Genomic DNA, 15011 nt, shown 5'->3' with positions numbered 1-15011 from the left:
TAAATAATCTTCAACAGCTTGGACTTTTATCTCGGTTGATACTTTTGATTTTCTTGACATAAAAAAATCCTCCCATTATAGAACAGTTTTATTATTTTAACTGTCTACTATAATGGGAGCATATCATAAATCAGGGCACTGAAAATTTTAAGTTTTTCAGTGCCCTAATTATAAACAGCCCAAATTTTTAATTATCTTCAGGGTATGGAACAACATAAACATCCTTAAATCCTTGATTTTGAAGTTTTATTACTTCCTCTTCTGCTTCTTCATATTTTTTATAATATCCAATACAAAGTCTCCATCCTTCCCTTGTAGGTGTCTTTGGTTTTGCAATTGGAGTATCTATTAAAACTTTATTAACCATAGCTAAACAAGCTTTGGCTACCATGTACCCGTATTTAACTCCACTAAAGTTTTTTTCTATGTCTTCATTTGAAATAAATTCAGCTTCAACAATAATTGCTGGCATTTTAGTTTCTCTTAAAACAGTATAACTAGCTTCCTTTATCCCCCTATTGTTAGATTTTAAATTTGCAAGTAGTTCATCCTTTAAAAACCTTGCTAATTCTTCTGATTTATTACCTTTTTGAAATATTACTAATTCAGTTCCACTTACAGAATTATCTACAAAGGAGTTCATATGAAAGCTAACAAAATAATCCGCATTCCAATTATTTGCTATATAAACCCTTTCTCTAGGTTCTAAGCTAATGTCTGATGCCCTAGTAAGCAATACATCTTCGCCATTTCTCTCTAATATCCTCATAGTTTCATAAACAGCTTCTAATACTATATCAGCTTCTCTTCTTCCATGTTTCCCAACTGCTCCTGGGTCATTACCACCATGTCCTGCATCTAGTACCCATTTTGCCAAAAGCCTTCCCTCCTATTATTTATAAAATATAAATATTGTATTGTTTTATATATTAGTATACTTCTCCATATAAAACTTGGTTACAAAATTAATACTTTTATCTAGGATTTTGACAAAATTAAAATATATATATGTTTTAATAAATACTCTACCTCTATATTCTTATAAAATTATATCGAAAATAATATTTAATTATCTAAATTGAAAAATATATATTATTTAAAAACTCTTCTATATTTATATTTTCTCCTACACCTTGGGCAAAGTTTTTTCTTCCTCCACCCTTTCCATTTATCTTTGAAATATATTCTTTTAATAATTTTCCCATATCTAAATCATTATTGATTTTAGATGAAGCAAATATAACTTCTGCTTTTTCATCTAATATATTAGCAAATAAACATATTACATTATTCTCTTCAACTAACTTATTAGCCAGCTTACCTAAATAATTCTTAGGTTTGTCTTTAAATACCTTTTTAATTACAGTACTACTCTCTACCTTTATTTCTTCAAGAATTTTTAGATACTCATAATTTAACAGCTCATCTTCCATCTTCTTTTTTGTGATCTTTAAAGCTTCTAATTCTGATTCCATATTTTTAATGCCATTAAAAATCTCATCTTCATTACTACTTAAATAATTACAGATTTCTCTTAAGATCTTATCCTTATTTAAGGAATCTTCTATTGCTCTTTTTCCTGCTAAAAATTCTATTCTAGTATTACCTTTATTCTTTTCAAACTTTTTTATCTTTATCATTCTTAAATCTAAGGTTTTACTAGGATGAACTCCACAGCATGCATTTATATCTAAATCTCCTATTTTGACTACCCTTATTTCTTCATCAGTATTAGGTAGATCTCTTCTTAAATTTAAGCTTTCAAGTTCTTCCTTATTAGGAGTTAGAAAATCTACTGTTACATTATTTCTTATTATTTTATTGGCTAAGGCTTCTGCTTCTCTTACTTGATTTTCACTAAGATGCCCAATAATATCTACAGTGCTTATTTCTTTTCCTAAATGAATACTAACTGTATTTGCATTAAAAAGCTTGAAAAAACATCCTGAAAGAATATGCTGCCCTAAATGCTGATGCATTCCATCTTCTCTTCTATCCCAATCTATAGTGCAATGTACAATGCTTTCTACTTTAACTTCTTCACTTAGTACATGGTATATTTTCTTATTTTCCTCATATATATTTTCTATTACTTTTCCATCTATTTCTCCAAGGTCATATTGTTGACCTCCTCCCCCTGGGAAAAAGGCAGTCTCATCTAATACAATATGATATTTGTTATCTTTAATTTTTACCTCTATTACTTTAGATTTAAATTCTTTTATATATTGATTTTTATAAAAAATTTTATCCACAAATAATTACCTACTTCCTACAAATCCTTCTCTAATTCAACAAGGATGTATTAAATAAAGCCTAATTATTCTAAAGGCTTCCTATATATCCTTGCTCATTTCAACAGCACCATATATTCCTTTTGATAGTTCTGCTATCATTTCAAAGGCCTTATCTCCCCAGTCTAATAGATATATATCCTCATCACTGTCACTATTAAGATCTCCACCTAACTCCCCTATATCCTTAGTTAATACTACTAATATATAAGGATCTGCACCATATACTATACCTACATCATGATAATATCTATAATAGGTTCCTATCTTATGAGCTACCTTGCTATAATCTAAATACTTATCTAAACCTGAATGAAAAATAGTTCTAGTCATATACTTTAAAAGCTTTTCATAATAAGGATTATTATCAGGATTTTTATATAATTTTTCTAACATAATTCCAAATTGTCTTGCTGTAGTATAATTTCCATAAGGTATATCACTATATCCTGTAATACTTCTTGTATAATCTGTTACGCTGGATCTAGAAATTCTAGTTAACATATTCTTTGCAATATTATCTGATTCAACTATTGATAAATATAAGGCCTCATTTATTGTTATATCTGGAATTGGCTCTGAATAAGCAAGAGAACCAGTTCCTTCTTCATAATCTGCTTCTATGTATGATATAGTATCATCTAAACTTAACATTCCACTATTAACCTTATCTAATATCATCATAGCTAATGGAACCTTAGTAGTGCTTGCTGCAACATAATAAGTATCCTCATTTAATATGTACTCTTCGTCAGTATTTAAGTTTTTAAAATATATAGATACATTATCTCTATAATCTCCTACTACATCCTCCACCACTTTATCAATTGATGTAAGTAAGTCTTTCTTTTCTTCTACTACCACATTAGAAGTTTCTTGTGATTCTTCTTCTTGATCTTCAATAACTACTTCTGTATCTACTATTGCCTCATTACCACTTTTACTAGTACATCCAAAGAAAGAAAAGGATAAAATAATCATTAAACTTAATATAATTTTCTTCAATTCCACATCCTCCACTCCTATATTTTTATATTTAATATTATATCATAAAGGAAAGAATGAATTCTTAAATTAACCTTTAATTGCTTTATAAAAAAAATAGGGGCTGTCACACAAACAGCCCAAATTAATAATTACAAATTTATTTTTAATTATTAATTCTTAATTTTTCATTGTGCGACAACACCTATTATCATTTATTAAAATGTTGGAATTACTGTACCATTGCTATATTTTTCTTCAATAAAGTTCTTTATTTTATCTGAAGTTAAAGCTTCAGTTAAGTCCTTAATTTTTTGTAATTCTTCATTTCCCTTTTTAACAGCTAATACATTTTTATATTTTTCAGCAGCTTCAGCATCCTTATCTTCAGTTGCTATAGATTCTTCTGCTGGATTTAATCCTGCTTCTAATGCATAGTTCCCATTAATTACTGCTGCATCTACTTCATCTAATACTCTTGGTAATTGAGCTGCTTCTAATTCTTCAAACTTTAAGTTCTTACTATTTTCAGTAATATCCTTTGGAGTTACTAATTCTCCTTCAGCTAATTTAATTAGTCCAGCTTTTTCTAATAATCTTAAAGCTCTTGCTTCATTTGATGGATCATTAGGAATAGCTATTGTTGAACCATCCTTTATTTCTTTAATGTCTTTAACTGTCTTTGAGTATGTTCCTAATGGTTCTAAGTGAATTGCAGCTGTATAAGTTAAATCCAATCCCTTATTTTCATTAGTTTCATTTAAATATGCTATATGCTGGAAGTAGTTTGCATCTATTTCACCTTCAGCTAATGCTGTATTTGGTGTAACATAGTCTGTAAATTCAATTACTTCAACTGTATAACCCTTCTCTTCAAGATCTGGAACTATTTGATCTACTATTTCCTTATGTGGAACTGGACTAACTCCAATCTTTATAGTCTTGTCTTCTCCACTACCTGCTTCTGTTTTAGCTCCACAACCTACTAAACCTATTGCTAAAGCCCCTGCTAATAATACTGATAATATTGATTTTCTTTTCATATTTGAAACCCCCTTAATATTAATTGATAGTTGATAATTAATAATGCATAATTTTTGTTAGAACTCTTACGAGCTTCTTTAAATCTCCATTGTGCATATCATATTTTTAGTTATAAGTTTTTATAATAATTAAAATCTTATAATTCATTAAGCAATTTGTTTTAAATTACTTAAAAAATATATTTTCCAAAACTCATTTATGAGTTTTTTCATTAATTGTTAATTGCTAAGATAGTTTTTTATATAAGTAATTTCCTAAGGATTGTAATACTTGTACTATTATAATTAGGATAATTACTGTTACTATCATAATATCTGTTTGATATCTTTGATATCCATATCTTACAGCTAAGTCCCCAAGACCTCCTGCTCCTACTGTTCCTGCCATTGCAGAATATCCAATTATACTAATAACAGTTAATGTCAAACCAGATATAATGGATGGTACTGCTTCTTTAAGCATTACCTTAAATATTATTTGAGTATTTGATGCCCCAAAGGATTTTGCAGCTTCTACTACTCCTGGATCTACTTCTTTTAAAGCAGATTCAATTACTCTTGCTACAAATGGTGCAGCTGCTATAGTTAAAGGCACTATTGCTGCAGTTTGTCCAATAGATTTTCCAACTATTAATTTTGTAAGTGGAGCTATTGAAACAATTAAAATTATAAATGGAAAACTTCTTAATATATTTATTACTGCATCTAAAACACTATATATAGCCTTATTTGGTTTTAATCCATCTGGTGCTGTAAGTATTAATAAAATTGCTACTATAAAACCTAGTATTAATGAAAATAATGTTGAAAAAGTCACCATATACATACTTTCACCAAAGGCTTTTATTAATATATCTAACATTATTTAAGCACCTCCAATACTACACTTTTTTCTTCAAGATAGTTAGTTACCTTTTCCTTATCTTCTTCACTAATATTTATAACTAGATTTCCTAAGACTTCATCTCTAAACTTTTCTAGCTTGCCCCAAACTATGGAAAAGTCTATATTTAATTCTCTAGACATCTTTGTTATTAATGCATTTTCAGAAGATGTACTTGGGAAGAATAACTTAATATTTACTCCAGTAGTAGGTAGCAGATCATCATCTGCTTCTCCTAAGAACTTCTTAAGTGAAACCCCAGGTCTTAAGAATAATTCTTCAGATTTACCTTCTACTTTTAATATGCCCCCTTCTATTAATGCTACCTTCTCACAAACTTCTTTAACCACTTCCATTTGGTGAGTAACTATTACTATTGTTATTCCAAGTTCTTTATTTATCTTAGATAATAAGGAAAGTATATCCTTAGTTATCTTAGGATCTAATGCAGATGTTGCCTCGTCACATAGTAGAATTTTAGGATCTAAAGCTAATGCTCTTGCTATTGCCACCCTTTGCTTTTGGCCCCCGCTTAAGCTTGATGGCTTAACCTTAGCCTTATCTTCTAGTCCAACTAGATTTAAAAGCTTAGTTACCTTTTCTTGAATCCTTTGCTTTTTGAAAGACCTATAGCTTGGACATTTTCCGTTTCTGTTATTAGCCTTATACTCTCTATACTCTTCTTCAAAGCCCCAAACTTCTAGAGGTAGAGCAATATTATCAAAAACATTTTTTCTGTTTAGAAGATTAAACCCTTGAAATATCATTCCTAGATTTTTTCTAAACTCTCTTAGTTCAAAACCCTTTAGGTCTCTAACTTCCTTGCCCATAACATTAATAGAACCTTCTTCATAGCTTTCAAGGCCATTTATGCATCTTAGTAAAGTTGATTTACCAGCTCCACTATGCCCTATTATTCCATATATTCTACCCTCTTCAATAGTTAAAGAAACATTTTTTATTACTTCAACTTCACCGAATCTTTTACTTAAGTTTTTAATCTTAATCATCTGCCACCCTCCTAAAGAACTTCCAACAAAATAGTGAACATATATAGATTTTCTTATTCCGTCCCTTTGCACCAAGTCATCACAAATTTATATATTCTTACTTGAAAACTGAATGAAAGAAAATAAAAAACGCACTCGAGAATAAATCCCAAGTGCGAACAAAAGCCACATTATTAATTTATTCTCTCATCTACCAGCTTAAAAGCTGCAGGATTTAGCACCAAACATAACGGTATTATTGCATAAGAAATATACACTTATACTTAATAAACCTATTATAGGTTGCTGGGTTTCATAGGGCCAGTCCCTCCACCACTCTTGATAAGAAATCTTTTTATTTTGTTGTTGATAATAATATACATTTATTAGTTAATATTGTCAATACCTATTTTTAAAATTTTTAAAATACTATGACTTCTTTTTCTATATTTGTTAGCTCAGCATCTGTATTTGCCTCAATAAAATTTATTATATTTTCTGCTGTAGAATCTACTTGAGCACTAGTTGCACATATGCTAGATATTCCTATATTAATACTTTGATGTAAATCCTGACTCCCTACTTCATTTACAGAAATATTAAATTTATTTTTTAGTCTCTGACTTATGCTTCTCACTACCATTCTCTTTTCTTTTAAAGAGTGAACCCAAGTAGCTCTTAGATTTACACTCATAACTAAAACTCTCATAAAACACCACCATTACAATAAATAATTAACAATTAGCAATTAACAATTAAGGTTGTAATTTGTTCCAAATTACTTTTCTTAAATTTTATGGAGCTGCCTTTTCGACAACTCCATATTTATAACTTTGAATTAATAATAAATATTATCTTTATTATTTCATTTTTTTCATAGCTTTTTTCATATCACTTATCATTGATGAAAACTTTTCTTTAAAGTCTTCTCCAGCCTCTTCAACCTTATCTATTAAATCTGACATTTCTTCAGCTATTTCTTGTGTAAGTCTACCAGATTTAACATGCTTATAAAGCCTTTTCATCTTCTTTTCCATTTCTTCCATAACTTTTTCACCTCCATACTAACTATAATTATTTTTTACCAAAAATAATTAATTATACTAGCAAAGAGCTGAAAGTTGCTTATATTATAATTTACATTAGTTTTTCTTTTTTTGTAAATTTAATATTTTTCATTAAACTTATAGTTATTATAGCAACTATGCATCCTAGTAAAATCCCAACTAAAATATCTGATGGATAATGTACAAATAAATATAATCTTGAAAATCCTATTAATGTAGCTAATATAAAAGCAACTATCCCAAACTTCTTATTATAATAAGCTATTATAAAAGCTGAAACAAATGAGGATGCTGTATGTCCAGAAGGAAATGAATAAGATGTTGGTGGATTAATTATTATATTAATATCTGGATATGTAATAAAAGCTCTTGGTCTTTGTACTATATTTTTTATTATTCCTTCCCCTAAAATCGTAGTTAATAAAAGTCCAACAAGTAATACAATTCCAATCTTTCTATATTTATTATTTAATAAAAATAAAATACCAATTACTATCCATATAAATCCACTATCTCCTAAAGTAGTTATACCCACCATTAATTTATCCATAAATGGATTTGAAAAGTTTTCTCTAATAAAATTTAAAATATTTATATCTATATTACCTATTAAATTTATCATAATTCCCTCTTTAACTCCCTATTTGATACTAATTATATTTCTTTCATACTAATTATATTCATTTTACAATTATATCTCCTTTATATTATTTAGACAAGTTACCTAATTACGGTTCCATCTGCACTAATATGGTGCTATCCCGCAATGAAAAATTAATGAAAAAGCGCCTGTAGGAGTTTTAAAAAGCAATTAATTTTAGTAATTCTGTAAGAATTACCTCAATCATTCTTCATTTTCAATTTTTAATTTTAGCTGATAATACGATAACCCCTTATTTAATAAAAGTTAATGAGGCTATTATGAGAATAAAAATCTCACAATAGCCTCTATGGGTATTTTAAATACACATTATTTGTTTTTAATTTCTTTATTTATTTTTAATTTCTTTATTCATTTCAATTAACTCTATAGCTAAGTCTTTAATAGTTTCTGCACTCATAAGTTGATCTTCTGCATGCATTATTATCAAAGAAAACTCTAGTTTTTTACCATTGGCTTCATTTTGAATTAAACCAGAATGGGCATGATGTCCCTCCAGCAAAAATCCTTTAGCCTCTTCTACTTTTTTTTCAGCCACTTCAAAATTACCATTTCTAGATTCCCTTATTGCTTCCATAGCCAAAGATTTAGCCATTCCAACATTGCTTATTATTTCAAAAGCAACTAATTCTAGTTCATCCATTTTTTATTCTCCTAACTATAGATTTTACATACTTTCTGTGTCAGTATTTAATCCTTCATCTTGCATCTTCTTAGTGGCCTTATTAGATGCTATAACGAATGGAGCATAAACTAATACACTAACTGCTAGACATACAATACCAACTACAAGACCCATTATTTCTCCACCAGTTCCTATGAATGGTATAAGTGGCCCAGGGGTTGTCCACGGAACCGAATATGCTATAGGTGGAATAATCTTTATAAACATTGCCCCATAACCTATTAATAAATTAATAATTGGTACTAATAGGAATGGAATTATAAAAATTGGATTTAATACTATAGGTAACCCAAATATTACAGATTCATTAATGTTAAATAATCCAGGTCCTATAGATAACTTAGCTATATCCTTTTGATCTTTCATTTTTGAAAAAATAAGTATAGCTATAATTAGCCCAAGTGTAGTTCCTGATCCGCCATAGTTACTAAATGCATCTACTAATTGCCAAGTTGTTGGGAATGGAGCTCCCCATGCAGTTCCATTAGCTTGTGCATATGCTAGATTAGCAGCATTTGCTTCAGCAAACATTGTATCTCTTACTGCTGCAATAGTATTTGGTCCATGAATACCCATTATCCATAATAAGTTTGATACTAATGCCATAATTGCTACTGATATGATGCTATCTCCAAGCTTAGTTAATGGTTTTTGTAATACATTATAAACTATAGTGTGAATTCCACCACCATCTGTAACTTTTAGTAATAAGAAGTTAAGAATTGAGAAACCAACTGTTACTATTATTATTGGTAATAAAATCTTAAATGTTCTAGCAACTGCTGGAGGAACTTGATCAGGCATTTTTATTTCAAGTTTAGGTGTCTTAGAAAGCCTTGATAAAACTTCACCAACTAATAAGCCAATGATTAAAGCAACGAATAAACCTTGAGGTCCCATATATGTCATTGTAACGTTTCCATCTATTGCTGCTGGATACATTATAAAGAATACTGATACTGATGTAAGTCCTGTTAATAAATCATCAGCACCTAATGATCTTGCAAGATTTCTTGCTATTAAAAATGCTATAAAAATTGCTAAAATATTTAAAGAACCATTTAAAACCGGCGCGAATATCGCTTGATATTCTGCTAAATTAGGAATCAAATCCCCTAAGTTAATAAGATCTGCTATAAATCCATTAGGATCAAGTAAAACATTGTTTAATAATACCATCAATGAACCAGCCATTGTTAATGGGAATGTTAAAATGAATGCGTCCCTAATTGCACAAATATGTCTTTGAGCATTTAGTTTTGTAGCAATCGGAACAAGAATTCTTTCCATGCTACTTTCTAATTTGGTCATAATACTCATTGTTTTTCCTCCTTTTATATTTTTTATTTATTAAACCTCTTGTTAAATTCCAAGAGTTTTTAATACACCCTCTAAAATTACTTTTCCATTCATAGTTCCATATAACCTCATATCTATAACCTGTACAGGTACTCTACCCTTTACTAAAGCATCTACCTGTGGTTTTTGAAACCTTACTTGTGGTCCAAGTAACACTATATCCACATCGTCAATAACACTTGAACATTCTGAAACTGGTAAAGCCTCAATATGAATTTCTATCCCTTTTTCTTTTGCTGCAGCATTCATCTTATTTACTAAAAGACTAGTTGACATACCTGCTGCACAAACCAATAATATTTTTTTCATAACAACTCCTCCTAAACTTATAAATAACTAAAGCTCTTCGCCATTAGTTTTAATAACATTTTTGTACCAATAAAAACTTTTCTTTTTTATACGTCTTAAATCTTTTTCATTATTTTCATCTCTATTTACATATACAAAACCATATCTTTTTTGATACCCATTAAGCCAGCTAAGAAGATCTGTAAAAGACCATGTGCAATAACCTAGTAGCTCTACTCCATCAGTTATAGCTTGTCTACATGCTAAGATATGATTCCTTATAAAATCAATTCTATAATCATCATTTATCTCATCTCCCGCCTCCAACTTATCAAACTCCCCTAATCCATTTTCAGTCACCAATATAGGAAGCCTATACCTGCTGTTTATTCTTCTAATTCCAACCCTTAAACCTGTTGGGTCTATTTCCCAATCCCAATTTGTTCTTTCTAAATATGGATTTTTAATGGTTTTAAAACTTCCTGGAATTCCATAGTCTTTAGATGTACCTTTTTTGCCTGATGTATTAATCTCATGAAAGTTGCTAATTCCATTTATATCATTCTCTTCTATAGTTTCACTTCTATAATAATTTATTCCTATAAAGTCAGGCTTACCTTTTTCTAAAAGTTCTAAGTCTCCATCTTCTATTTCAGGAGCTATTCCTTGTTTCTCATAGAAATTAAATGCAAAGGCAGGATAGTTTCCAAAACAATATATATCAAGCCACCAATGACAATTCATATCTTCTGCATTTTCCCTAGCAAGCACATCTTCTGGTTTGCATGTATATGCATAATTGGGAGTAAAAGCAAAGCTTGGACCGATCATTCCATTAGTAACATATTCTCTAAAGGATATAATAGCTTTTGCATTAGCTAGACTTGCAATGTGATTTGCTTTAAGCATTCTTTTTTCATCCTTTACTCTTGGTGGATGAATTCCTATTTTATATCCTAAAAGCATAAATATATTTTGTTCGTTTAAAGTAACCCAATACTTAACTTTTTCTCCATATCTTTTATATAATGTTATACAATAATTATTAAAATCATCTACTATTTCTCTTGATTCCCAACCACCATAAAGATCTTGAAGATATTGTGGTAAATCCCAATGGTATATTGTAATGATAGGTTTTATATTATTGTCAATAAGTTCATCTATTAAATCATCATAAAACTCTAATCCTTTTTCATTTATCTCTCCTCTACCGTTTGGATAAATTCTACTCCATGCTATAGAAAATCTATAAGCTTTAAGTCCCATTTCTTTCATTAAGCTCACGTCTTTTTTAAATTGCTTATAATGGTCTACTGCAATTTTTCCATTGGTATTTTTATAAGTTGTCCCAGGAATTTCCGAGAATTTATCCCAGATACTCAAGCCTTTGCCATCTATATTGTAGCCCCCTTCCACTTGATATGCTGCAGAGGCACTTCCCCATAAGAAACTTTCTTTAAATTTATCAAGTTCATTGAAAATCACCATTCCCTCCTCCAATACTTCTTTATGATAAAATTATATCTTATAAATCACCCTTTGTAATCATTTTCAAGTCTTTAAAAACAGATTTTGGAAATATATAATTTGTTCCATTTAAATAACAATTTGTTCCATTTACCTACAGTTTTATATTGTTTATCAATATATTTTCCTTTTATATAGTAACAAGGTATTTTAGTCATGTACCACCAGTTTAGCTGGTGGCTTGATTAAGCCCTATAAGGGCATGATGCTGGCGGCACTACTCGTGCTCTGAATAACTGCCAATCGCAAAACAGTTTCAGCTACCACCCTCGTCGGGTGGTTTTCCTATTTGCTACTTTTTACCGGCGATCCCGTGAACGGGTCAATATATTCCTTCATACTAATTTGTTCTGCTATTTGGTCTTCTTGAATTTGATTCTGAATATACTTTGCAATTGCAGTCTTATTTCTTCCTACTGTATCTACGTAATATCCTCTGCACCAAAAATGTCTATTTCCATACTTATATTTTAAATTTGCAAATCTATCAAAAATCATTAAACTACTTTTTCCTTTTAAGATTCCCATGAATTTTGATACACTCATTTTAGGCGGAATTGTAACCAACATATGTATATAATCTGAGCAAGCATTCGCTTCGATTATTTCTACTCCATGTCTTATACAAATGGTTCTTAATATCTTTCCAATTTCAGCCTTATATTTTCCATATATTATTTGTCTTCTATATTTCGGTGCAAATACTATATGATATTGACACCTCCATTTTGTATGTGATAAGCTTTCTATGTCGTTACCCATACGACACACCTCCTATGATTAATTTGTTTTACGATTGTCAGTCGTTGCAATTATATCATAGGAGTTTTTTCTGTTCAGAGCTTAAGCCATTTTATCCACTGGCATAGCCAGTGGTTTTCAATACAATAAAAAAAGGATAGATTACTCTATCCTTTATAATTTTTATATAATTTTCTACCTATGGTTTCTATAATATATAATGCCGGTATTTGTGTTGTAATATCATTGCTCTCTGTTTTTTCTTGCTGTACATAATATCCAATATTAATGTCTGATATTTTTGCTAATGTAGAATCTTCATTATTTGTAATACTTACTACCTTGCATCCCTTTTCCTTAAGGGAATTTATATTCTCTATAACTGTTGGCGTTTCTCCAGAAACTGAAAATGCTATTGCAACATAATTATCACTATATTTAGAATTTAATGGATAAAATGGATCATCTATATAAATAGCATTTCTCCCAACAGCAGCAATGTATCTGGCTGCATATTTAGATAGTATTCCAGAAAATCCTATTCCTACAAATATAATAGTGCTAGCCTTGTTTATTTCATTACATACCAAATCAATTTTTTCTATATATTCCTTCCCTTGAGCCTTTTTTAAGAAATCTATTATCATCGAAGTATTATCTATTAAACTATTTCCTCTGGATTGTTCTAAGTACATTTTAAATTTAATCTTAAATTCTGAAAATCCTTCACAATCTAATTTTTTACAAAACCTTAATATAGTAGTAGTTGAAACATGAGCCTCATTGGCTACTTCTCTTATCCTCATATAAATAACTTTTTCACTATTTTTCATAATGTAATTATATAAGGATAGTTCGAGTTCATTAAGACTTTGTATCCTATTATAACTAAACATATCTACACCCCTTTTTATATAATTATGAACCTTTATATTTAAATATTCAATTTTATTTCTATAATTATTCCTTATATACATTTACAAAAAATACTAATTTAAAAAGCTGAAGTCTATTATGTCAAGACTTCAGCCGATTTGATCTTATATAAATTTAAATGTATTCTCCTCTTGTTTTTATAATATTCTTATACCAATAAAACGAAGCTTTTTTCTTTCTTTTTAAATTGTCCTTATGGTCAACATATATAAATCCATATTGCTTCTTATATCCATTGAGCCAACTTAATAAATCTATTACAGACCATGCATAATAGCCTTTTATATTAATTCCTTCTTTAATTGCATTTTTAACTACTTTTAAATGCGTTTCTATAAACTTTATTCTAGGGATATCCATTATCTCGCCTTCTATAATTGGATCTTCATCACCTAATCCATTTTCTGTTATATATATTTTTATATCTCCGTATCTATCCTTTAACATTCTTAGACCCTCTAAAAATGCTTCAGGTGATATTTCCCACCCCCATTTAGTGTAAATTTTGTTTTTCATCTTAACAGTTCTATAATACCCATCAAAGGATGGATTTCCAGGAGCCCCTGTAGAATCCTCTCTACTTCTTTCAACTTCTTCATAAATATAATTTTTCATAACTCTTTGTGGTTGATAATAATTTAATCCTATAAAATCATTTTTATCCGCAGCATTTTTTATTATTTCTAGTTCTTCATCTGACCAATCTATATTTATGCCATTCTTTGTAAGATTATCAACAACATATTTAGGATATTCTCCTTTTAATATCGGATCATAAAACCAGTTTAATTCAAGTTCATTAGCATGTTTAGCTGCTAAAATATTATCTTCTTTTTCATCTATACTAAATACTGGAGAGAATACATGGGTAATTCCAATTTCCCCATATTGCTTTAACGATTTATAAACTTCAATAGCTTTTGCATGAGCTAAAAATACATTATGAGTTGCTTGAAAATATTTATTTATATCACCAACTATTGCTGGTGGATGAGCTCCTGCTAAATATCCTAATCCACAGAATACAACGGTTTCATTAAAAGTAATCCAGTGTTTAACCCTATCTCCGAAAGCCATATAGCATACCTCTGAATACTTTGCAAACGCATCCACTGTTTCCTTATTAATCCACCCCCCATTTTCCTCTAAAACTTGAGGTAAATCCCAGTGATATAATGTTACAAATGGAACTATCCCATATTTTAAACACTCATTAATTATATTATTATAAAATTCTATTCCCTTAGGGTTTACTTCTCCAACACCATCTGGAATAATTCTCGGCCATGAAATAGAAAACCTATAAGATTCTAATCCCATTTCTGCCATTAATTTTATATCTTCCTTATATCTATGATAATGATCTACTGCTACATCCCCATTTGTACCTTCAAAGGTTTTTCCAGGTATCTTAGAAAATACATCCCAATTAGATAGTCCCTTTCCATCTTCATTCCATGCACCTTCTACTTGATATGAAGCAGATGCTGCACCAAACAAAAAATCTTTTACAAACTTCATTAATTAATCCTCCATTATAAAAATAAATTT

At 29.5% G+C, this 15011-nt stretch carries 16 protein-coding genes and 1 riboswitch; all 16 genes read right to left on the bottom strand.

Translation table 11 applies throughout. The annotated features are described in order from the left end of the window. Window positions 1-187: 187 nt before the first annotated feature. Complete coding sequence (locus GPX08_RS11840) at window positions 188-877, bottom strand: N-acetylmuramoyl-L-alanine amidase (protein ID WP_156627020.1); 690 nt, start codon at window positions 875-877, stop codon at window positions 188-190. 196 nt (window positions 878-1073) lie between these two features. Then, on the bottom strand, window positions 1074-2255 hold the full coding sequence (locus tag GPX08_RS11835; protein ID WP_156627019.1) for an alanyl-tRNA editing protein AlaX-L: 1182 nt from the start codon (window positions 2253-2255) through the stop codon (window positions 1074-1076). A gap of 81 nt (window positions 2256-2336) precedes the next feature. After that, complete coding sequence (locus GPX08_RS11830) at window positions 2337-3299, bottom strand: serine hydrolase (RefSeq protein WP_156627018.1); 963 nt, start codon at window positions 3297-3299, stop codon at window positions 2337-2339. Window positions 3300-3496: 197 nt separating this feature from the next. Next, window positions 3497-4321 (bottom strand): MetQ/NlpA family ABC transporter substrate-binding protein, encoded by an 825-nt coding sequence (locus GPX08_RS11825; protein WP_136006026.1) that lies wholly within the window; start codon window positions 4319-4321, stop codon window positions 3497-3499. A 226-nt stretch (window positions 4322-4547) separates the two neighbouring features. Next, window positions 4548-5183, bottom strand: a complete 636-nt coding sequence (locus tag GPX08_RS11820) for an ABC transporter permease (protein ID WP_136006024.1) — start codon at window positions 5181-5183, stop codon at window positions 4548-4550. Beyond that, entirely contained in the window at window positions 5183-6214 is a 1032-nt protein-coding gene (locus GPX08_RS11815; RefSeq protein WP_156627017.1) for an ATP-binding cassette domain-containing protein, read from the bottom strand. Before GPX08_RS11815 ends, GPX08_RS11820 begins: the two co-directional genes overlap by 1 nt. 183 nt (window positions 6215-6397) lie before the next feature. Beyond that, window positions 6398-6542, bottom strand: a riboswitch (SAM riboswitch). 72 nt (window positions 6543-6614) lie between these two features. Next, window positions 6615-6902: a DUF503 family protein gene (locus GPX08_RS11810; protein ID WP_156627016.1), complete on the bottom strand. Its 288-nt coding sequence runs from the start codon at window positions 6900-6902 to the stop codon at window positions 6615-6617. Window positions 6903-7053: 151 nt separating this feature from the next. Then, window positions 7054-7239: a hypothetical protein gene (locus GPX08_RS11805; RefSeq protein WP_156627015.1), complete on the bottom strand. Its 186-nt coding sequence runs from the start codon at window positions 7237-7239 to the stop codon at window positions 7054-7056. A 91-nt stretch (window positions 7240-7330) separates the two neighbouring features. Continuing rightward, a complete protein-coding gene (locus tag GPX08_RS11800; protein ID WP_156627014.1) occupies window positions 7331-7882 on the bottom strand; it encodes a phosphatase PAP2 family protein in 552 nt (183 codons plus the stop codon). Window positions 7883-8249: 367 nt separating this feature from the next. Next, window positions 8250-8564: a PTS lactose/cellobiose transporter subunit IIA gene (locus GPX08_RS11795; RefSeq protein ID WP_156627013.1), complete on the bottom strand. Its 315-nt coding sequence runs from the start codon at window positions 8562-8564 to the stop codon at window positions 8250-8252. 24 nt (window positions 8565-8588) lie between these two features. Then, window positions 8589-9926 carry a PTS sugar transporter subunit IIC gene (locus tag GPX08_RS11790; RefSeq protein ID WP_156627012.1) on the bottom strand — a complete coding sequence of 446 codons (1338 nt, stop codon included), beginning with the start codon at window positions 9924-9926 and terminating at the stop codon, window positions 8589-8591. 42 nt (window positions 9927-9968) lie between these two features. Beyond that, window positions 9969-10274 carry a PTS sugar transporter subunit IIB gene (locus tag GPX08_RS11785; RefSeq protein WP_156627011.1) on the bottom strand — a complete coding sequence of 102 codons (306 nt, stop codon included), beginning with the start codon at window positions 10272-10274 and terminating at the stop codon, window positions 9969-9971. A 27-nt stretch (window positions 10275-10301) separates the two neighbouring features. Continuing rightward, complete coding sequence (locus GPX08_RS11780; protein WP_156627010.1) at window positions 10302-11744, bottom strand: family 1 glycosylhydrolase; 1443 nt, start codon at window positions 11742-11744, stop codon at window positions 10302-10304. A 324-nt stretch (window positions 11745-12068) separates the two neighbouring features. Continuing rightward, a complete protein-coding gene (tnpA, locus tag GPX08_RS11775; RefSeq protein WP_156627009.1) occupies window positions 12069-12545 on the bottom strand; it encodes an IS200/IS605 family transposase in 477 nt (158 codons plus the stop codon). 146 nt (window positions 12546-12691) lie between these two features. Next, a complete protein-coding gene (locus GPX08_RS11770) occupies window positions 12692-13420 on the bottom strand; it encodes an SIS domain-containing protein (RefSeq protein WP_156627008.1) in 729 nt (242 codons plus the stop codon). Between the two features lie 154 nt (window positions 13421-13574). Beyond that, entirely contained in the window at window positions 13575-14981 is a 1407-nt protein-coding gene (locus tag GPX08_RS11765) for a beta-glucosidase (protein ID WP_156627007.1), read from the bottom strand. Between the last annotated feature and the right edge of the window lie 30 nt (window positions 14982-15011).

Origin of the sequence: Clostridium tertium (assembly GCF_902652255.1) — a bacterium.
GTDB lineage: Bacteria > Bacillota > Clostridia > Clostridiales > Clostridiaceae > Clostridium > Clostridium tertium_A.
Note: the sequence above shows the minus strand (reverse complement) of the source record. Positions and strands in the feature narration are given on the sequence as shown.